The organism is Agrobacterium sp., from assembly GCF_059499945.1.
On the sequence record NZ_JCABZP010000003.1, the window covers coordinates 79373 to 98983 of the forward strand.

General features: G+C 59.8%; 17 protein-coding genes. 4 read left to right on the top strand and 13 right to left on the bottom strand.

Annotated elements, in window-relative coordinates:
- The first annotated feature begins 52 nt into the window (after nucleotides 1-52).
- Entirely contained in the window at nucleotides 53-520 is a 468-nt protein-coding gene (locus tag AC5I5B_RS02510) for a chemotaxis protein CheW (protein WP_004430791.1), read from the top strand.
- Nucleotides 521-557: 37 nt separating this feature from the next.
- Here the strand turns inward: AC5I5B_RS02510 and AC5I5B_RS02515 are convergent, their stop codons facing one another.
- From AC5I5B_RS02515 to gcvA, 3 genes are read right to left on the bottom strand one after another with little or no spacing between them, the layout of a single operon-like run.
- Nucleotides 558-1049 carry a CreA family protein gene (locus AC5I5B_RS02515; RefSeq protein WP_004430787.1) on the bottom strand — a complete coding sequence of 164 codons (492 nt, stop codon included), beginning with the start codon at nucleotides 1047-1049 and terminating at the stop codon, nucleotides 558-560.
- A 46-nt stretch (nucleotides 1050-1095) separates the two neighbouring features.
- Nucleotides 1096-1704: a 3'-5' exonuclease gene (locus tag AC5I5B_RS02520; RefSeq protein WP_004430786.1), complete on the bottom strand. Its 609-nt coding sequence runs from the start codon at nucleotides 1702-1704 to the stop codon at nucleotides 1096-1098.
- Between the two features lie 43 nt (nucleotides 1705-1747).
- Nucleotides 1748-2650, bottom strand: coding sequence for a transcriptional regulator GcvA (gcvA, locus tag AC5I5B_RS02525; RefSeq protein ID WP_020809655.1), 903 nt, complete (start codon nucleotides 2648-2650; stop codon nucleotides 1748-1750).
- Between the two features lie 197 nt (nucleotides 2651-2847).
- Here gcvA and AC5I5B_RS02530 point away from each other — a divergent pair, with 197 nt between their 5' ends.
- On the top strand, nucleotides 2848-3777 hold the full coding sequence (locus AC5I5B_RS02530; RefSeq protein ID WP_162695564.1) for a DMT family transporter: 930 nt from the start codon (nucleotides 2848-2850) through the stop codon (nucleotides 3775-3777).
- Nucleotides 3778-3957: 180 nt separating this feature from the next.
- Entirely contained in the window at nucleotides 3958-4491 is a 534-nt protein-coding gene (locus AC5I5B_RS02535) for a GNAT family N-acetyltransferase (RefSeq protein ID WP_020809657.1), read from the top strand.
- Between the two features lie 6 nt (nucleotides 4492-4497).
- Here the strand turns inward: AC5I5B_RS02535 and AC5I5B_RS02540 are convergent, their stop codons facing one another.
- From AC5I5B_RS02540 to AC5I5B_RS02580, 9 genes are all read right to left on the bottom strand, one after another.
- Complete coding sequence (locus tag AC5I5B_RS02540) at nucleotides 4498-5391, bottom strand: aminoglycoside phosphotransferase family protein (protein WP_111834736.1); 894 nt, start codon at nucleotides 5389-5391, stop codon at nucleotides 4498-4500.
- A 64-nt stretch (nucleotides 5392-5455) separates the two neighbouring features.
- Nucleotides 5456-7630: an NAD-dependent DNA ligase LigA gene (ligA, locus tag AC5I5B_RS02545; protein ID WP_111834735.1), complete on the bottom strand. Its 2175-nt coding sequence runs from the start codon at nucleotides 7628-7630 to the stop codon at nucleotides 5456-5458.
- 116 nt (nucleotides 7631-7746) lie between these two features.
- Nucleotides 7747-9420 carry a DNA repair protein RecN gene (recN, locus tag AC5I5B_RS02550; RefSeq protein ID WP_111834734.1) on the bottom strand — a complete coding sequence of 558 codons (1674 nt, stop codon included), beginning with the start codon at nucleotides 9418-9420 and terminating at the stop codon, nucleotides 7747-7749.
- 16 nt (nucleotides 9421-9436) lie between these two features.
- On the bottom strand, nucleotides 9437-10303 hold the full coding sequence (locus AC5I5B_RS02555; protein WP_060725092.1) for an outer membrane protein assembly factor BamD: 867 nt from the start codon (nucleotides 10301-10303) through the stop codon (nucleotides 9437-9439).
- Between the two features lie 233 nt (nucleotides 10304-10536).
- Entirely contained in the window at nucleotides 10537-11496 is a 960-nt protein-coding gene (lpxC, locus tag AC5I5B_RS02560) for a UDP-3-O-acyl-N-acetylglucosamine deacetylase (protein WP_004430769.1), read from the bottom strand.
- Between the two features lie 271 nt (nucleotides 11497-11767).
- Nucleotides 11768-13525: a cell division protein FtsZ gene (ftsZ, locus tag AC5I5B_RS02565; protein WP_020809663.1), complete on the bottom strand. Its 1758-nt coding sequence runs from the start codon at nucleotides 13523-13525 to the stop codon at nucleotides 11768-11770.
- Between the two features lie 91 nt (nucleotides 13526-13616).
- Nucleotides 13617-14948 (bottom strand): cell division protein FtsA, encoded by a 1332-nt coding sequence (gene ftsA, locus AC5I5B_RS02570; protein ID WP_004442783.1) that lies wholly within the window; start codon nucleotides 14946-14948, stop codon nucleotides 13617-13619.
- Complete coding sequence (locus tag AC5I5B_RS02575) at nucleotides 14945-15877, bottom strand: cell division protein FtsQ/DivIB (RefSeq protein WP_004430763.1); 933 nt, start codon at nucleotides 15875-15877, stop codon at nucleotides 14945-14947. The genes ftsA and AC5I5B_RS02575 overlap by 4 nt, the downstream gene beginning before the upstream one ends.
- A complete protein-coding gene (locus AC5I5B_RS02580) occupies nucleotides 15865-16791 on the bottom strand; it encodes a D-alanine--D-alanine ligase (RefSeq protein ID WP_004430761.1) in 927 nt (308 codons plus the stop codon). Before AC5I5B_RS02580 ends, AC5I5B_RS02575 begins: the two co-directional genes overlap by 13 nt.
- 544 nt (nucleotides 16792-17335) lie before the next feature.
- On the opposite strand from AC5I5B_RS02580, the gene AC5I5B_RS02585 reads away from it, so the two are divergent.
- On the top strand, nucleotides 17336-18640 hold the full coding sequence (locus AC5I5B_RS02585; RefSeq protein WP_004430756.1) for an MFS transporter: 1305 nt from the start codon (nucleotides 17336-17338) through the stop codon (nucleotides 18638-18640).
- Between the two features lie 89 nt (nucleotides 18641-18729).
- Here AC5I5B_RS02585 and AC5I5B_RS02590 read toward each other — a convergent pair whose 3' ends face one another.
- Nucleotides 18730-19533: a GGDEF domain-containing protein gene (locus tag AC5I5B_RS02590; RefSeq protein ID WP_111834733.1), complete on the bottom strand. Its 804-nt coding sequence runs from the start codon at nucleotides 19531-19533 to the stop codon at nucleotides 18730-18732.
- Nucleotides 19534-19611: the final 78 nt, after the last annotated feature.

The following is a 19611-nucleotide window of genomic DNA, read 5'->3' on the forward strand; positions in this document are numbered from 1 at the left end:
AGCTCAATCCTGCGCGGGCCTGTTAGAGAGCCATCAGAGGAAACCTGCCGTCATGTCCAACGCCATCAAGCAATCCGGCGCATATCTCGAAATCGTTTCCTTCCATCTGAGCGATCAGGAATTCTGCATCGACATCATGGCGATCCGCGAAATCCGCGGCTGGGCGCCGGTTACCCCGATGCCGCACACCCCGCCCTATGTTCTCGGCCTCATCAACCTGCGCGGCGCCGTCATTCCCGTCATCGACATGGCCGGCCGCCTTGGCATGAAAATGACCGAGCCCTCCGAACGCTCCGCTATCATCGTCACCGATATCGGCGGCAAGCTGGTTGGCCTTCTGGTGGAGCAGGTCTCCGACATGATGACCATCCGCTCCGAAGACCTGCAGCCCGCGCCCGATATCATTCCGGAAGAGCAGCGCAGCTTCTGCCGCGGCATCGTCGCGCTGGAAAAGAGCATGGTCTGCTTCCTCAACCTCGACACGGTCATTGCCGACGAGCTGGCGCGCGAAGCAGCCTGATCCAGGCATCAATAACGCAATTGCGAGGGGGCGAGCCTTACGGCTTGCCCTTTTCCCATGTGACCTGCTGGTTATAGAGCGGCACCGTGGAAATCGCCATCTTGGCCGAACCGTCAGTCAGCTCCCGTGCATGCACCAGATAGATAAGCGTGTCATTGGCCTTGTCATAGACGCGGCTGACGACCAGCTTCTTCCAGACCAGCGACATGCCCTGCCGGAACACCTCTTCCCCGCCCTTCGAGAGATCGATATCGCCGATCTCCACCGGCCCCGTCTGGCTACAGGAAATGGCGTTGTTGGATGGGTCTTCAAACCAATTGCCGTTCTTCAGCCGGTCGATCACGCCGCGCTCGAAATAGGTCACATGGCAGGTCACGCCCTTGATCTTCGGATCGGCAATCGCCTCGATGACGATGTCGTTGCCGATCCAGTCGACGCCAACCTCACCCACGACCTGCGAATGCGCGGCAGTGACCGGAAGCAATGTCAGAAAGCCCGCAAACAAACCCGACAGAGTTTTCGTCGTCATCGCATCTTCTCCGTTACGCTGCTTCAAACATAAGTGCGCGGAACGGTTACGCAACCCGGGAGACGGCGCGTTTTTTCATGCTGCAGGGCTGGTAACCGGTGGAGGTGAGACGGCCTGCGACCATGCCGATCTTTTCCGGCAGGTCGCGAACATGGGTGACGCGCAGCGCCTTGGCCGCCGCAATCGACGCTGCCGCGCAGACAACGGCATCTTCGGCGGCATTATGGTGCACGAAACGCAGCTGGAGGTGATGGGCAATGACATTCAGCTTATGCGATTCCAGCTGCGGCCAGACGTGCCGGGCGATCTTGACGCTGCACAGATAAGAAAGATCGGGATAGGACTGCCGGTACTTGTCGAACGACGCCCGCATGACACTGAAATCGAAGGCGGCATTATGGGCGATCATCGTCGCACCGTGGAAGTCGTCGATGAACTCCTCCATCACCTCAGGGAATTCCGGCGCGTCCTCGACATCGGCAGGGCGAATCCCGTGGACGGCGATGTTGAAGGGCGAAAACCGCATGTCCTTCGGCCGGATGAGACGCTCCTCGACGCGAACGATCTCGCCGCCCTCTATCCACGCAAGCCCGACGGAGCAGGCGCTGCCCCGCTCCTCATTGGCGGTCTCGAAATCGATGGCGATGGTTTTCAAGAGTGATTCCCGTTGTTTCATTCCGGCATAAACCGGATTGACCTCAAAGAGAACCGGCCTCGGCTGAACGCGCTTCCGAAAGCATCCAGTCGATGAGCGTCACCAGATCGGGATTATCGAGCATACGCCTGGGATAAACGAGGAAATAGGCAAGCGTGCTGGCCATGTCCTTGCCGAAGGGGGCGATCAATGCGCCTTCCGCAAGCTCGCGGGAAACGAGCGAACGCCGGGTCAGCGCAATGCCGTGCCCGGCCTTGGCCGCATCCAGCGCGCCGTTGCTGTCGATGAAGACGGTGCCGCCGGTGGCATCGACATCAGATGCCCCCGCCGCCTCCAGCCACCGCCGCCATTCATTGCGGTTTTCATCATGCAGCAGGGGAACGGACTTCAGATCACCCGCCTCCTGAAGCGGCCCGTATTTTTCAAGAAGCTGCGGCGAGCAGACCGGCAGCGTGCTGTCATCGATGAAGCGGATACTCTCAAGCCCTTCATACCGGCCAAAACCATGCCGCACCGCCAGATCGACGTCGTCCCTTGAAAAATCCACCAGCCGGTTCGTCACGCTGATGCGGACATCCACATGCGGGTGTTGCTGCTGGAAGGCCGGCAATCGCGGCATTAGCCATTGCACGGCGAAAGTCGGGGTGCAGCTGAGCGTCAGAACGGTGATCTCAGATCGCGCCGTCAGTTCCGCCGTCGCCTCGCGCATCATCCGGAAGGCCGTGCGAAGCGCGCCGTAATAACGTTCCCCTTCACGCGTCAGCTGGATGCTGCGCGGTTTGCGGGAAAAAAGCTGCACACCAAGCCGCGCCTCCAGCTCCCGGATTTGCAGGCTAACCGCGCCGGGCGTGACATTCAGCTCATTGGAGGCAAGCGTGACGCTGCGATACCGCGCTGCGGCCTCGAAGGCCTGCAGTCCTTTCAGAGAAGGAAGTTCGGCTGCCATGATTTAGCTCACCTCAATTATCGCACGAGAAACAATCGTTTGAAAACACCATAAAACAGGGAGTAAATAGACGCAACAAGACCTGAAATGCAGTGAAAGCCATCCAACTTCGATTTGAGCTAAACTCAACCGATATCGGGTGGATGGCGGCGGTCCCGTCTGCGATCATGTCGATGCTCATGCTTTGGGAGATGATGATGGCGATACAGAAACAGATGGATGCCCGCGAATGGGCGATGCTTGTCGCGCTTTCGCTCCTGTGGGGCGGATCGTTCTTTTTCATCGGTGTCGCGGTCAAGGAATTGCCGCCGGTCACCATCGTTACGCTGCGGGTCACCCTTGCCGCCACAGCGCTTCTAATCGTCTGCCGCATCATGGGCCTTCGCCTGCCGCGCGAAGGGGCGGTGTGGCGTGCGTTTTTCGGCATGGGCCTGCTGAATAACATCATTCCCTTCTGCCTGATTGTCTGGGGCCAGACCCATATTGCCAGCGGGCTTGCCTCGATCCTCAATGCCACGACGCCCCTCTTCACCGTCATCGTCGCGCACTTTCTGACCGCCGACGAGAAGATGACCGGCAACAAGCTCACTGGCGTGCTGATCGGCTTTGCCGGCGTGGCGACCATGATCGGCCCGGTCGCCTTTACCGGCTCATCCGGTCTCTGGGGCCAGATCGCCATTCTTGGCGCGGCCGTCTCCTATGCCTTTGCCGGCATTTTCGGCCGCCGCTTCAAGGCCATGGGCGTGCCGCCACTGATGACCGCCACCGGCCAGATTTCCTCTTCAACGCTGATGCTGATCCCGGCCGCCCTTCTCATCGATAAGCCTTGGACACTCGCCATGCCGAGCCTTGGCACCTGGGGCGCGCTGATCGGCATCGCCCTGCTGTCGACGGCGCTCGCCTACCTCATCTTCTTCCGTATTCTTGCCAGCGCCGGCGCCACCAACCTTGCCCTCGTCACCTTCCTCATCCCCGTCAGCGCCATCCTGCTCGGTTCGCTGCTGCTCGGCGAGCAACTGGAAATGAAGCACTTCGCCGGCATGGCAATGATCGCCGCCGGTCTTGCAGCGATCGACGGCAGGCTGCCGGCGAAACTCAGAAGCCTGCTGCGCAACGCACCGGCTTGACAGCGCTACACGGCAAAAGCATTCTGCGCGCATGATCGCGAAACAGAACACCACCCGTCGCCATACCATCACCGGCCACCCGGCAGGGAAAGGTATGTCGTCGCGTTAAGCGATCCATTTCCACCCTGCCATTAGAGCAGGGTTCGCAAGCCTGCTCCCATACGCCCCAAGGAGACAGGCATGCAGAACGTGAAATTTGCCGATAATGAAGATGATCAGTTCCAGTTACGCGACATCCTCCTGCGCGCACCGCGCCTGGATGATGCCGAAGCCCTGACCGAACTGTTCAACCTGCCGGGCGTCCGTCACGGCACGCTACGGCAACCTTTCCAGTCTGTGGAAAAGACCAGAAAGGCAATGGAGAACCGCGGTCCGAACGATATTTCGATCATAGGCGAATGGCGCGGAAAGATCGTCGCCAATGGCGGGTTGTTTCGCAGGGCAGGACGACAGGCCCATATCGCCGACCTGGCGATCAGCGTTCACGACGATCTCGCGGGAAAAGGGGTGGGGTCGCACCTTCTTGGGGCGCTGATCGACACAGCGGATAACTGGCACGATATCCGCCGCATCGAGCTCAACGTCTTCACGGACAATCTCCCGGCAATCCGGCTCTACGAGAAATTCGGTTTCGAGCGCGAGGGCACCCTGCGCAACGATGCCTATCGTGATGGAAAATACGTCGATGCCCATGTGATGGCACGACTTCGATAGGCGCTTTCAGCGTAGAAGGTGATCCGCAAACACTTCCCGAATGGTCCGCCGCGACCATTCGGCCATTCTTTCGTTCCGCCCGCGCTCGGCATCCAGCACGATCAACGCCTTCCACAGCGCCCAGCCGCGCCCGCGCTGCCATGTGGCATCATCAAGCTCCAGCGCCTGACGAAAAACGGCACGGCTTTCGGCATTGAGCACATTCCAGGCGAGAATGAGATCGGAAGATGGATCGCCGACGCCGGAACTGCCAAAATCGATGACGGCTGAAAGGCGGCCGTTCTGCACCAGCAGATTGCCCTCGGCAATGTCGCCATGCACCCAGACACCCTGCCCCTGCCAGCGGCTGGAAAGCGCCAGCTGCCAGATCTCCATGGCCAGCGCATGATCCACCTCATCGGCAAGGCGTGCTGCCGAGGCCCGCGCCTCCCCGTCATAGACCGAGAGGGACCCGCCGCGATGAAAGTTATGCGCGCCCGCGCGTGGGCCATCCGAAGCATCCACGCCGTGCAATGTTTTCAAAAACGCTGCAATATCAATAGCGACAGTCGAAAGATCGACGCGCTCCAGATGCCGTGCGAGAGGTTCGCCCTCAAGCCAGCGATAGACGGACCAGCAGAACGGATAGCCTTCTCCCGGCTGCCCCAGCGCCAATGGTGCAGGGATCGGAAAAGGCAGGAGCGGTGTAAGCGCCGGCAGCCACCGGTGCTCCTTTTCCACCTGCGCAACATAACGGGCGGCACTTGGCATGCGGATCAGCATGTCGCCACCAAGGCGAAAGCTGCGATTGTCCCAGCCGCTCAGTTCCACCGGCCGGACCTCGAGATCGGCCCATTGCGGAAACTGGTTGGTGACCAGCGCCCGGACCTGCTGTGTGGTGACGACGATGCGGTCATCCATGCTGTGCTCTCCGTCTCAGGCGCAAAGCTTTAGCGGCAGAGGACAACATTGCCATGACGGCGCATCAGCCGCCGATCAGCGCCAGCCACTCGTCTTCATCCATGGTCTGAACACCCAGTTCCGCCGCTTTGGCAAGCTTGGAACCGGCTCCCGGTCCTGCGACCAGAATATCGGTCTTTTTCGAGACGGAACCCGCAACCTTGGCGCCGAGGCTTTCGGCCCGGGCCTTAGCCTCATCGCGGGTGAACTTTTCCAGCGAACCGGTAAACACAACCGTCTTGCCTGCCACCGGGCTGCCTTCGGTAGAGGGCTTTTCGGCCTCCTTCGGGCGAAGCTCCCGTATCAGACGGTCGATGACATCGAGATTGCGCGGTTCCTTGTAGAACTCGATGATGGCGCGGGCCACCACCTCGCCAATGCCGTCGATGCTGTTGAGTTCGGCCCAGGCATCGCTCGCCGGATCGGCCGCCGCCTTCATGCTCTCTTCGAAATGTTCGTAAGTGCCATAGGATCGCGCCAGAAGCTTCGCCGTGGTCTCGCCCACATGACGAATACCGAGCGCGAAGATCAGCCGGTGCAGATCGATCTCGCGGCGGGCGTCGATGGCATCGAACAGCTTCCTGACGCTGACCTTGCCGAAGCCGTCGATATTCTCGAGCTTGGTGAGCGTAGACGCCTCCTGCCGAACCTTCAGCGTAAAAATATCCGGTGCGGTCTTGATCGACAGGGTGGGATCGTCGCTTTCGAAGAAGAAGTCGATCTGCTTGGTGCCAAGCCCTTCGATATCGAAGGCATTGCGCGAGACGAAATGTTTCAGGTGCTCTACGGCCTGCGCCCGGCAGACGAAACCGCCGGTGCAGCGCGTGACCGAATCGAGCTTGCCGGTCTTTTCGTTGCGCTCCCGCACCGCATGGCTACCGCAAACCGGACATTTCTCCGGGAAGGCATATTTCGCCGCCTCGGCCGGGCGCTTCTCCAACAGCACATCCAGAACCTGCGGAATGACATCGCCGGCGCGTTGCACAATGACCGTGTCGCCAATGCGGATATCATGATCCTCCGGGCGGATGCGCTCGCCGCTATTGCCGATACCTTCGATATAATCGGCATTATGCAGCGTCGCATTGGTGACAACGACACCGCCGACGGTGATCGGGGTGAGACGCGCGACCGGCGTCAAGGCGCCGGTACGTCCCACCTGAATTTCAATGTTCTCAACCGTCGTGAATGCCTGCTCGGCCGGGAATTTATGCGCGGTCGCCCAGCGCGGGCTGCGCGAGCGGAAGCCCAGTCTCTCCTGAAGGTCGAGCCGGTCGACCTTATAGACCACACCGTCGATATCATAATCGAGATCGGGCCGCGCAACGCCGATTTCATTATAATGTTCAAGCAATTGCTGGGCGGAGGTGAATCGCTTCATCAGCGGATTGACCGGGAAGCCCCATTCCCTGAACTTCTCGACGATGCCGTATTGCGTATCGGCAATCCGCGTCGGCTGGCCGCCATTCGAAACCTCACCCAGGGCATAGGCAAAGAACCTGAGTTTGCGTTTCGCCGTCACATTGGCGTCGAGCTGGCGCAGGGAACCGGATGCCGTGTTGCGCGGGTTCACATAGGTCTGCTTGCCTTCCGCTTCCATAGTCGCATTGAGCGCCAGAAAGTCGCTCTTCGCCATATAGACCTCACCACGAACCTCCACCACATCGGGCGCGTCCGAAGGCAGCTCGTTCGGGATTTCCTTGATGGTCCTGATATTGGCGGTGACGTTTTCGCCCGTCGTGCCGTCACCACGCGTCGCCGCGGTCTTCAGCCTGCGGTTCTCGTAGCGGATCGACATGGAAAGCCCGTCGATCTTCGGCTCGGCGGTAAAGGCGATGGAATCATCAGGCAGATGCCCGAGGAAGCGATAGACAGAACTCACGAAATCCCGCAGATCCTCTTCCGAAAACGTATTGTCGAGCGACAGCATCGGCCGCGCATGCACGATTGGCGCAAAGGTCGGAAGCGGCGCGAAGCCGACTTTCTTCGATGGGCTATCGGCCCGCACCAGCGCTGGAAAAGCCGTCTCGATGGCATCGTTGCGCCGCTTCAGCGCATCATAATCGGCGTCCGAAATCTCCGGCGCGTCCTTGCCGTGATAAAGGGCGTCATGGCGAGCAAGCTCGGCCGCCAGAAATGCGAGCTCGGAAGAGGCTTCAAGCTCGGTGAGGTTTTCGACGGATTTCTGGTCTTTCGACATGACGGCCTCTTTTCGGAATTACCGAACGCTTTTAGCCGAAATAACAAACATTAAAAACAGTTTTGCCGCTGGACTCACAACGCCGAAAGGCGCTCCAACGGCATTGTCGCGAACGATCAGTCCTTGGCGGCAAGCAGACGAGCGGCCGCAGCCCTCGCCTCGTCCGTTACCGATGCGCCGGCGAGCATGCGGGCGATCTCTTCGGTGCGGTGTTTCGGCTCCATGGTGGCCACGCGCGTGGCGATGCGCTCGCTGCCGTCGCCGGATGGGCCTTTGGAAATGAGGAGATGAGTGGCAGCCCGTGCGGCCACCTGCGGCGCATGGGTGACGGACAGGACCTGCACGGTTTTCGACAGGCGGCGCAGCCGCTGGCCGATGGCATCCGCCACAGCGCCGCCAACACCCGTATCGATTTCGTCGAACACCAGCGTCGGCGCCGATCCGCGATCGGCGAGCGCCACTTTCAACGCCAGCAGGAAACGGGACAGTTCGCCGCCCGAGGCCACCTTCATGATCGGACCGGGGCGCGTGCCCGGATTGGTCTGGACGTGAAACTCCACCGTATCGATACCGTCAGCCGTCGCCTGCTCGGGATCGGAGGTCACCTCGACGGTAAACCGCGCCCGCTCGAGCTTCAGCGCCGGAAGCTCGGCCATGACAGCGTTGGAAAGCGCTTCCGCCGCATTGCGGCGTTTGTCGGAAAGCGATTGGGCGGCACGGTCAAAATCGGCCTTTACGACGCCGAGATTGGCCTCGAGCTTGCCGAGTTTTTCTTCACCGGCATCGAGATCGGCGAGATCGGCCACCATTTTTTCGGCAAGAGCCGGCAGGTCTGGCACGGCGACATTATATTTACGGCCCGCCGCGCGCAGCGCAAAAAGCCGCTCTTCCACCCGCTCCAGCTCACGCGGATCGAATTCGGTGCGGCGCAATGCCGCTTCCACTTCCATCTGCGCATTGGAAAGGCTGTCCAGTGCTGCATCCAGCAATTGCACGGTGTCTTCAAGCAGGCCGGGAGCCTCGTGGCTCTTGCGCTCGAGCCGGCGCATCATCGATGCAATGACAGGCACGGGCGAGGCATTGCCGTTCAGAAACTCGCTGGCCTCAGCGATGTCGCCGGCAATGCGTTCGGATTTCTGCATCGCCGCCCGGCGCTCGGCCAGTTCTTCCTCTTCACCGTCACGCGGCGAGAGCGTTTCCAGTTCCTCAACGGAAGAGCGCAGGTAATCCGCCTCGCGCGCCGCCGCCTCCACCTTGGCGCGGTGCGTCTTCAGAGCCCGGTCAGCATCTTTCCAGGTGCGGTAGAGGCCCTGAACAGCGCGAGCCTCATCGCTCAGCCCGGCAAAGGCATCCAGCAGCGTCCGGTGTGCATCGGTGTCGACAAGCGCGCGATCATCATGCTGGCCGTGGATTTCGACCAGGAATTGACCGAGCTGGCGCATCATCTGCACGCTGATGGCCTGATCGTTGATATAGGCCTTGGTGCGCCCGTCAGAGGATTGCACCCGGCGGAAAATCAGGTCGCCGTCGTCATCGAGACCGTTTTCGCGCAGGAGAAGCCGGGTCGGGTGATTGTTCGGGACTTCGAAAGTGGCAGTAACCTGCCCCTTTTCTTCACCGTGGCGCACAAGGCCGCCATCGCCGCGGCCGCCAAGCGCCAGCGAGAGACTATCGAGAAGAATGGATTTGCCCGCACCCGTCTCGCCCGTCAACACGGAAAGGCCTGCCTCGAAACCGAGGTCAAGCCTTTCGATCAGAACGATATCGCGAATCGAGAGCTGGACCAGCATGGCCTATGCCCCGGTCTCAGGCGCCGATAAGCTTCTTGCCGGCGCGCGAAATCCAGGACCCCTTGTTTTCACGCGGCTCCAGCCCCTGACCCTTCAGCAGCTTGTAGGAATCCGCATACCATTGGCTATCAGGATAGTTGTTGCCGAGAACGGCGGCCGCTGTCTGTGCTTCATCCACCAGGCCCATAGCGTAATAGGCCTCAGTCAGACGCGCCAGCGCTTCCTCGATCTGGTTGGTGTTCTGGTACTGCTCGACGACGATGCGGAAACGCGAAACGGCGGCGAGATATTCCTTGCGCTCAAGGTAATAACGACCGACCTGCATTTCACGGCCGGCGAGCTGGTCGCGGGCGAAACGGATCTTGGCCTGCGCGTCAGCGACATATTCCGAATCGGGATAGTCATTGACGACCTTGTTCATCGCCTCGACGGTGCGCTGTGCTGCGCGCTGATCCTGCGTCACGTCGGAAATCTGCTTCGAATAGGCAAGGCCGATCATGTACTGAACATAAGCGGCGTCCTTCGAGCGTGGATATTGCCGCAGGAAGCGGCTGCCGTTCGTGATGGCCACATCGTTCTTGTTGGTGCGCGTGGCAATGAAGGTCTGCATGACAAGCGCCTTCTGGCCCCATTCGGTAAAGGGATATTGCTTGTCGATCGCCTCGAACTTGCGTGAGGCCTCCGTCATGTTGCCGGCGTTCATGTTGGCAAGCCCCTGCTTGTACAGAACGTCAGGCGGATCGGTCTCGACGCCGAGCTTGGTAATGTCGATATCCGGATCGGACTGGCAGGCCGTGACGACGACACTCGCGCCGACCAACATCAACGAAACGGCGATCCCCCGCATCGTACCCTTCATTGCACCAGACCCTACATGCTTCATTCGACAGTTCCCACTTCCCGCGCAAATACATAAGCATCGGCTTTGCACTGGCGTTCTAGCCATAAAAGCATCCGCAGGGCAACGCAATGATGACGCATTAACGCATTTTTATGGCATCGACCCATGCAATCGCATGAATATCAGACGATATAACGCAACTTCTTGTTCGCATCACGAAAAAGCCGCCCCAAGGGGAGCGGCTTTTTCTGTCAATTGATAGCCTGCGAAGGAACTCAAGCAGACCAGGGTGCGAATTCCGGCATGTTGACCGCAACGAATTCGCGGGCGCGCACCATCTGGTTGCGGGCAGCCGGAGCCTCGACGATCTCGTAAGCGGTGCGGTCGCTCAGCAGGGCCTTCAGCGCATTCGCATTGACCTTGTGGCCGCCGCGATAAGAGCGGTAACAGCCGATGAACTGCGCGCCGGCAAGCGCCAGGTCGCCCACGGCGTCCAGCGTCTTGTGACGGACGAATTCGTCCTTGGCGTAACGCAGGCCTTCCATGTTGATGACGCTGTTGTCGTCGGAGATGACGACCGAGTTCTCAAGCGAGGAACCGAGCGCATAACCGGCGGCCCACAGACGCTCCACGTCACGCATGAAGCCGAAGGTGCGGGCGCGCGACAGTTCATTCTTGAACGTATCCGCCGTCAGGTCGCCCTTCCAGGACTGCTTGCCGATCAGCGGCGTGTCGAAATCGATGTCGACTTCAAAACGCGTGCCGTCATAGGGACGGAACTCCGCCCAGGAGGCACCCGAATCGATGCGCACCGGCTTGGTGACGCGGATGTAACGGCGCTTCACGCCCAGGTTCTTGATGCCAACAGATTCGATCGCCTCGATGAAAGGTGCGGAGCTGCCATCCATGATCGGCGCTTCCGGACCGTCAACCTCAACGACGAGGTTGTCGAGGCCCATGGCGTAGATGGCAGCCATGACGTGCTCGATCGTCGCTACCGACTGGGAGAGCGAACGGCCGAGCACGGTGCACAGATCGGTATTGCCGACATTGGCCGAAACCGCCTTAAGCTCTGTAACACTGCCATTATCGTGAAGGCGGTGAAAGACGACGCCCGTTCCGGCTTCTGCAGGCTGGAAGGTCATCGAGACCGGATTGCCGGAATGCACGCCAATGCCTTTAAGCTGAACAGCATGTGCGATAGTTGTCTGAAATCCGAGCAGTCCGATAGTCATGCGTCTATGCCTTTTTTGCAAACCGCGCTGCTTCAGCCAGCGCCGTTCAAGTTTTTCAAGCCGGTTTTTAACGACCGGAAAAGTCAATCTGTTCCTTCACCCAGCCTCATACATACGCACATGTAGGTGCCACGACAAATCACTGTTCGTTTCGGATTGTTACATGCGTAAGCCATTGAAAACGCGAATTAATTTAGTATTAACAACGTAAAATAAACAAAACGCCCGGATCGTGTGATCCGGGCGTTTCAAGAGGCTTATGGAATCGCCTTTAGTTCGACTGGCGGCGCAGGAAGGCCGGGATTTCCAGCTGGTCATCGTCGTGATGGCTGGACGAGGCAGGCGTTGCACGGCCGTGGTCGTCAAGCTGGCCACGACGCGGTGCGTAGAGGCTTGCTTCCGGCGAAAGCGGTGCGCGGCGCTGCTGCGGAGCCATGCTCGGCGCATCCATCATGTCGGAAGGAACTTCTTCCTCTTCACGGCGACCAAGCGAGTTGGTGATGCGCTTCAGAAGACCCATCGGGCCACGCTCTTCCTGTGCGGCAGGAGCGGCATGGGTGCGGTGGTCCAGCTCGGCCTTCACGACCGGCGGGAAGTCTTCGACCTTCGGCATGCGAACCGGCTCAGGCTGACGGGCAACCGGCGCGGGTTCCTGGTAGACAGGAGCCTGCGGCTGCTGCATCCGCGGAGCCTGAGCGGCAACCTGTTCCGGAGCGTGATAGACCGGCGCCTGCGCAACCGGTGCCGGAGCGGCCTGCTGAACCGGCTGGGCCGGACGGAGGGCAGCCGGTGCTTCAGCCGGGGAAGATGCGAACAGCTTGCTCTGCGGACGGAAATCCTGGGCGGGCTGCTGGTGTGCGGCGAAACCGAGTTCACGTTCCATTTCGGCTTCCGCCGAACGGATGGTCTGGGCGATCGGGTCTACGGCCTTCTGTGCCTGCGAGACTGCTGCAGGCTGTACTGCGGCCGGTGCGGGAGCAACGGCCGCGGAAGGACGGATAAGCGGCTTGGCAACAGCAGCTGCGGCGCGCATCTCGGCAATGTTCTGTTCGCCAACGCCAGCAACGCGGTCAATGCCGGTTGCGACGACGGAGACGCGGATGAGGCCTTCAAGCGCTTCGTCGAAGGTTGCGCCGAGGATGATGTTGGCATCCGGATCGACTTCTTCGCGGATACGGGTCGCCGCTTCGTCGACTTCGAAGAGGGTGAGGTCGCGACCACCGGTGATGGAGATCAGGAGGCCCTGCGCGCCCTTCATCGAGGTTTCGTCGAGCAGCGGGTTAGCGATCGCCGCTTCCGCAGCCTGCATTGCGCGGCCCGGACCGGAAGCTTCGCCGGTGCCCATCATTGCGCGGCCCATTTCGCGCATGACCGAACGGACGTCGGCGAAGTCGAGGTTGATAAGACCTTCCTTCACCATCAGATCGGTAATGCAGGCAACGCCGGAGTAAAGAACCTGGTCGGCCATGGCGAAGGCGTCCGCAAAGGTCGTCTTGTCATTGGCAATACGGAAAAGGTTCTGGTTCGGAATGACGATCAGCGTATCGACGGACTTCTGCAGTTCCTCGATGCCCTGTTCGGCAAGACGCATGCGGCGGCCGCCTTCGAAGTGGAAAGGCTTTGTGACGACGCCGACCGTCAGGATGCCCTTGTTGCGCGCAGCCTGTGCGACGACCGGGGCAGCACCCGTGCCGGTGCCGCCGCCCATGCCGGCGGTGACGAAGCACATGTGGGTACCGTTCAGGTGATCGATGATCTCGTCGATGCACTCTTCAGCAGCCGCGCGGCCGACTTCCGGCTGGGAGCCGGCGCCGAGGCCTTCGGTGACGTTGACGCCGAGCTGAATGACCCTGTCTGCCTTCGTCATGGTCAACGCCTGAGCATCCGTGTTGGCGACGACGAAGTCGACGCCCTGGAGGCCAGCCGTGATCATGTTGTTGACAGCGTTACCACCACCGCCACCGACACCGAAGACGGTGATGCGTGGCTTCAGCTCTGTGATATCAGGCTTCTGCAGCTGTATCGTCATTTTAACATTCCTTCTTTCTCTGGCCGCATCGCCCCGCTGGCCGATTCTTGAAACTCAACTCTGAAACCTCCGACTTGCGCCACGAGGCCACTCAAAAACTCTCTTTCAGCCATTGCCCCACCCGGGCTATCCGGCCGCTACCGTTACCAAACGGCGAGAACATTCCGCCTTGCGCCGCATGAATTTCGATGTCCGCCACCTGCGGGTAGATCATCAGTCCGCAGGCGGTTGAAAATGCCGGTCCCTTCGCCGCCACCGGAAGACCGGCAACCCCCATGGGGCGGCCGATGCGAACGTTGCGGGCGAGAATGCGCCGTGCCGTTTCCGGCAGCCCCGTCAGCTGGCTTGCGCCGCCGGTCAGGACAACGCGCTTGCCAACGATGGGACTGAAGCCGGACTTCTGGATACGATCACGGATCAATTCCAGCGTCTCTTCGATACGCGCCCGCACGATGCGGGTTACAAGTGCTCTTGAAACTTGCGATGGTTGATCGCGATCATCTTCGCCAATCGGCGGGATCGAAATCATGTCGCGCTCATCCGCGCCATTCAGCAAAGCCGAACCATGCACCACCTTCAGTCTCTCCGCATCTTCGATTCGTGTCGAGAGGCCTCGTGCAAGATCTGTCGTGACGTGATGGCCGCCAAGGCCGATTGCGTCGGTGTGAATGAGACGGCCTTCGGCAAAAACAGAGATCGTCGTGGTGCCGCCACCCATGTCGATGGCCGCGCAGCCAAGCTCGACTTCATCGTCCACCAGAGCGGCAAGACCGCTGGCATAGGGCGTCGCCACCATGCCTTCCACGGAAAGATGCGCGCGGTTGACGCAAAGCTCGAGGTTCTTCAGCGCCGTGCGTTCGACAGTCACGACATGCATATCGACGCCGAGAAGATCGCCATACATCGACAGCGGATCACGAATGCCGCGCTCGCCATCCAGCGAATAGCCCGTCGGCAGAGAATGCAGGATCGCCCGGTCCTGACGCATGGACTGCTGGCTTGCCGCCACCAGAACCTTGCGCAGGTCACTTGCTTCCACTTCCTGACCGCCGAGATCAATGCTCGCGGTATAGATATCGCTCGCCAGTCTTCCAGCCGAAACATTGACGATCAGGCTGTCGACGGTAAGTCCCGCCATACGCTCGGCCGCATCGACCGAAAGACGGATCACGCCTTCCAACGCGTCAAGATCAGCAATCACGCCGGATTTCACGCCACGCGAACGCTGGTGGCCAATGCCGATGATTTCGACCTTATGGGTGCGGCCGGGCAGGATTTCGCTTTCCTGGCGCGGCGTCAGCCGGCCGATCATGCACACGACCTTGGTCGAACCGATGTCCAGCACCGAAACGATATGGCTGCGTTTGGAAGAAAGCGGCTTCAGGCGAGGCAGGCCGAAATGGGAAGAACCGAAAAAGCTCATGTGTTCTTCTCCGCCTTCTTGAGAGCCTTGGTGCGCGCATCGACAGCGGCCTGGCGGCGCTCCGTGGCGCCCTCGGTCAGCTGGATCGTGGTGCGGTCCGCAAGCCGGAGATCGACGGCGGCGACATCGCGCGACAGCACCTTTTCCTCGAGATCGAGCCGCGCCAGCAATTGCAGCGCCTGCGGCAGGTTTTCTTCCGGCAGCTTGACGACGATGCCGTTGTCGAGGTGCAGATCCCAGCGGCGACCGGCAATGCGCACATAGGCGCGGACGCGGTTGCGGATTTCCGGCCAGTCGGCCAGCTGCTCGACGAAACCGGCAGCGCCCGTTTCCGCGTCGCGTCCAACGAACAGCGGCAGGGAAGCGAATTTATTGTCACGCAGCGGCGCGATGACGCTGCCGCTCTTTTCGATCAGCGACAGTTCCGAGCCATGCTGCCAGATGCCGAAGGCCTGGCGTTCTTTCAGGCGAACCTCGATCGTCTTCGGGTAGACCTTGCGGATATCCACGTCTTCCACCCAGGGAAGCTGCACGAGCTTGCGGCGCGCCGCATCGATGTCGAGTGCAATCAGCGAGGTGCTGCCATCAAGGCCGAGAAGCTGGAAGACATCGATTTCGGAGGTCTGCAGATTGCCGGAGACCTTCACGTCCTCAACGGCGAAACCCGCAGCAGAGGTCGTCGCCTGCGTAACGATATTCGTGTGGCCGCCGAGCGACATGCCATAAAGGCCAGTCACCGCGTAGAAGGCGACGGCCGAAATCGTGCCGGTATGGGCGGGAATATGGATGCGTCCGGTCGCAAGGCTGACGCAGAAGCGCACGACACGACGCAGCGGGCGCGGCAGCACCATGCGATCGTCGGCATTTGCCGTCGCTGCGAATTGCTCGCGCTTTTTTGCCGTCGACTTTTTGCCGGTCACCGCAAACACGAAGCGTCCTCCACCATCCAGCTGACAAGGTTACCAAAGGAGCGGCCAGCGTGGGCCGCCATTTCCGGCACCAGGGAGGTCGGCGTCATGCCCGGCTGCGTATTCACTTCAAGCCAGATAACTTCGCCATCTTCTGAGAAGCGGTCGTCGTAACGAAAGTCTGAACGGCTTACGCCACGGCACCCGATCGCCCGATGCGCCATAACCGCCAGTGTTTGAATTTTTTGGTAAATTTTCGGTGAAATTTCTGCCGGAATGACATGTTTCGAGCCACCAGCAGCGTATTTAGCGTCAAAATCATAGAAATTGTGACCGAGCGGCACCACTTCGGTGACGCCAAGCGCCTCGCCGTCGAGCACGCCGCAGGTCAATTCGCGGCCATGGATGTAGCGCTCGACCATCACCTGATCGCCATAACGCCATTCCGACGAAGTGAGGATTTGCGGCGGATGCGATTGGTCTTCCTTGACGATGACAACGCCGAAGCTCGAACCTTCACGCACCGGCTTCACCACATAGGGTGGAGCAAGCGGATGTTCGCTGGTGAAATCGAAGCGGTTCATGACGCGCTCGGCAGCAACCGGCACCCCGGCAGCCGCAGCGACTTTCTTCGCCTGCGCCTTGTCCATGGCGAGTGCGGAAGCCAGCACGCCGGAATGTGTATAGGGAATGGCCAGATATTCGAGAATACCCTGAATGGTGCCGTCTTCACCGAAGGGACCGTGCAGCGCATTAAAGGCGACATCCGGGCGCAGCTCATCGAGCACGGCCGCGACATCGCGCCCCACATCGACCCGGGTGACCTTGTAGCCCTCGCCCTCAAGCGCGAGCGCGCAGGCATTGCCCGACGACAGGCTGACTGGCCGCTCCGACGAAAACCCACCCAAAAGAACAGCTACGTGCTTGCCGCCCATCGATACCTCTGACACCAACTCTCCGTTACGAACCACGCTCCGAACCGACCGAATTTGAAGAGCGGTGATTCTGGCACATGACCCTTGAGATCAGTTAAACGCCATTAAGGTTAATGAATCGTTTACTTTCGTTAACCACCGCGCCCAACGTGCCGAGTTCCGTTAAAGAATCAGCACCGATCCGGATTCCCTCCTTGGAATCAGAGAGTTGCATGGATTGCAACATGCAGGTTTTCAATGATCGGAAATAAAATCGCACGAGCGCAACTGCTGCTCCGCGATAAAGGCAAGATCGAAACGTTAACGGACGGGATTATTCCCCAGGGAAAATTATCTGGCGTTTCAGCGTTTTAAAACCGCAGCCTGAATCAGTCTCTCAATCGCCGAAGCGCATCCGGCAGCACGCAGCCGAGCCTGTCGCATTCATCAATCACATTATTTGCATTATTTCTTTTTTAGCATTCCATAGGAACAAAAATTGCGTTAACGCAGACATCGCCTCCCAAGGCATGACATTGCAATCATCCAAAATGGAAACAATACCATGACCGACGCGATATCTCCGGTATCGCCGACCGCTGACAATTCGAACGCTGTAAAGACAAATTCGCCTGCACGAGTTCTCACTGCCAGCCTGGTCGGCACGACCATCGAGTTTTTCGATTTTTACGTTTACGCCACGGCCGCAGTGCTCGTGTTCCCCGCCTTGTTCTTTCCGAACAATGACCCGATGACGGCGCTTCTGGCGTCCTTCGCCACCTTCTCCATCGCCTTTTTTGCCCGTCCGCTGGGTGCTGTGGTCTTCGGTCACTATGGTGACCGCGTCGGCCGCAAGACGACACTTGTCGCCGCGCTACTGACCATGGGTGTATCGACCGTCGTGATCGGCCTCCTGCCCTCCTATGAGACCGCCGGCGTCCTTGCACCGCTGTTGCTGGCGCTGTGCCGCTTCGGCCAGGGCTTTGGCCTTGGCGGCGAATGGGGCGGCGCCGTCCTGCTCGCCACGGAAAACGCGCCTCCCGGCAAGCGCAGCTGGTACGGCATGTTCCCGCAGCTTGGCGCACCTGTCGGCCTGTTCCTCTCCTCCGGCGTGTTCTGGATCCTGCTGCACTTCATGTCGCAGGAAGCGTTGCTCAGCTGGGGCTGGCGCATTCCCTTCGTCGCTTCGATCATTCTGATCGCGGTCGGCATGTGGGTTCGCCTGTCGATCACCGAGACGCCCGACTTCCAGAAGGCGATCGAGAAGGAAGAACGTGTGGCCGTTCCGGTCGCGGAACTGTTCCGCAACCACAAGCGCAGCCTCGTGCTCGGCACCTTCGTGGCGCTGGCCACCTTTGTGCTCTTCTACATCGGCACCGCCTATCTGCTGTCCTATAACGTCAAGGTCCTGAAAATCCCGTTCCTTGACGCGCTGGAAGTGCAGATTCTCGGCTCCATCGTTTTCGGCATCTTCATCCCGATCGCCGGCAAGCTCGCCGAAAAATTCGGCCGTCGTGAAATTCTGATCATTACGACGGTGCTGATCGGCCTGTTCTCCTTCCTGCTGCCCGGCCTGATGACCGGTAGCGAAGGCTCCATCTTCGTCTTCGCGGCCCTTGCCATGATGCTGATGGGCATGACCTACGGCCTGATCGGCACGGCGCTCGCAGCCCCCTTCCCGACCCGGGTGCGCTACACCGGCTCGTCGATCACCTTCAACATGGCCGGCATCTTCGGCGCATCGCTGGCGCCTTACATCGCCACATGGCTGCAGGTGAATTACGGCATGGGTTATGTCGGCTACTACCTCTGCGTATCCGCCATCATAACGCTGGCCTGCATTCTGCTTTCCCGCAAGGACGAAGTCTGAGCCACACAAGCGTTCCGAATATGGGAAGGCCCGCGAAACCTGGCGTTTCACGGGCCTTTTGCTATTCAGCATCTTTTACTGGAAACGCTCTAGGCGACGGACTGACGGATATCCCGCTGGCCCGCCACGCAGATACGATTACGCCCCGCGCCCTTTGCCTGATAAAGCGCAAGATCGGCATTATGCAGGACTTTTTCAAAGACTTCGGCGTCCTTCCGGAAAGCCACTCCGATCGATATGGTGACACCGATCCGCATATCCTGATAGTCGACCGGCACCGCCTCGATGCTCGCCCGCAGCCTTTCGCAAACATCCAGAAACGATGACGACCCTGTCTCGCGCACGACGACGAATTCCTCGCCGCCTATTCTGGCGACTTTGGCAGAGGCGTCAAAGGAAGCACGTATCCGCTGTGCGACGCTGGAAATCACCGCGTCACCGGCCAGATGGCTGAACCTGTCGTTCACCGACTTGAAATGATCGATATCGAGGAACGCGACGCAATAATGCTGACCGAGATTCATGCATCCGGCATAAAGCCCGAGCCGATTGCTGAGGCCAGTCAATGCATCGGTATGGCTCAGATGCAAAAAACGCTCGTGCGATTGCGCAAGAATCTTCACTTCCCTGGCATTGAGCCAGCAGACCAGCCACGTCATCGTGAATGCGATGACGGAACACAAGGTCACGCCGAGTATAAGACCGTTGACAAGGTCCGTCACCAGCCCGAACTGCGCCAGGAGAACCAGACCGCCGGAACATATCAGCAGAGCCAGGATCGTTGTGACACAGGCAACCCGAAACGAAAATTCCAAAGGTTCAAGCCGCCTGCGGCCCTCTGGCGTCGCAATCGAAAAACTCATCATTTCGATCAGTTTTCTCCAGAGATCCAAGACCGTCTCCAATAGTACCTAAATCAAATCACTGAAAATTCTTGTCAAACACCCTTTGATCGACGAGCGGCATGCTAT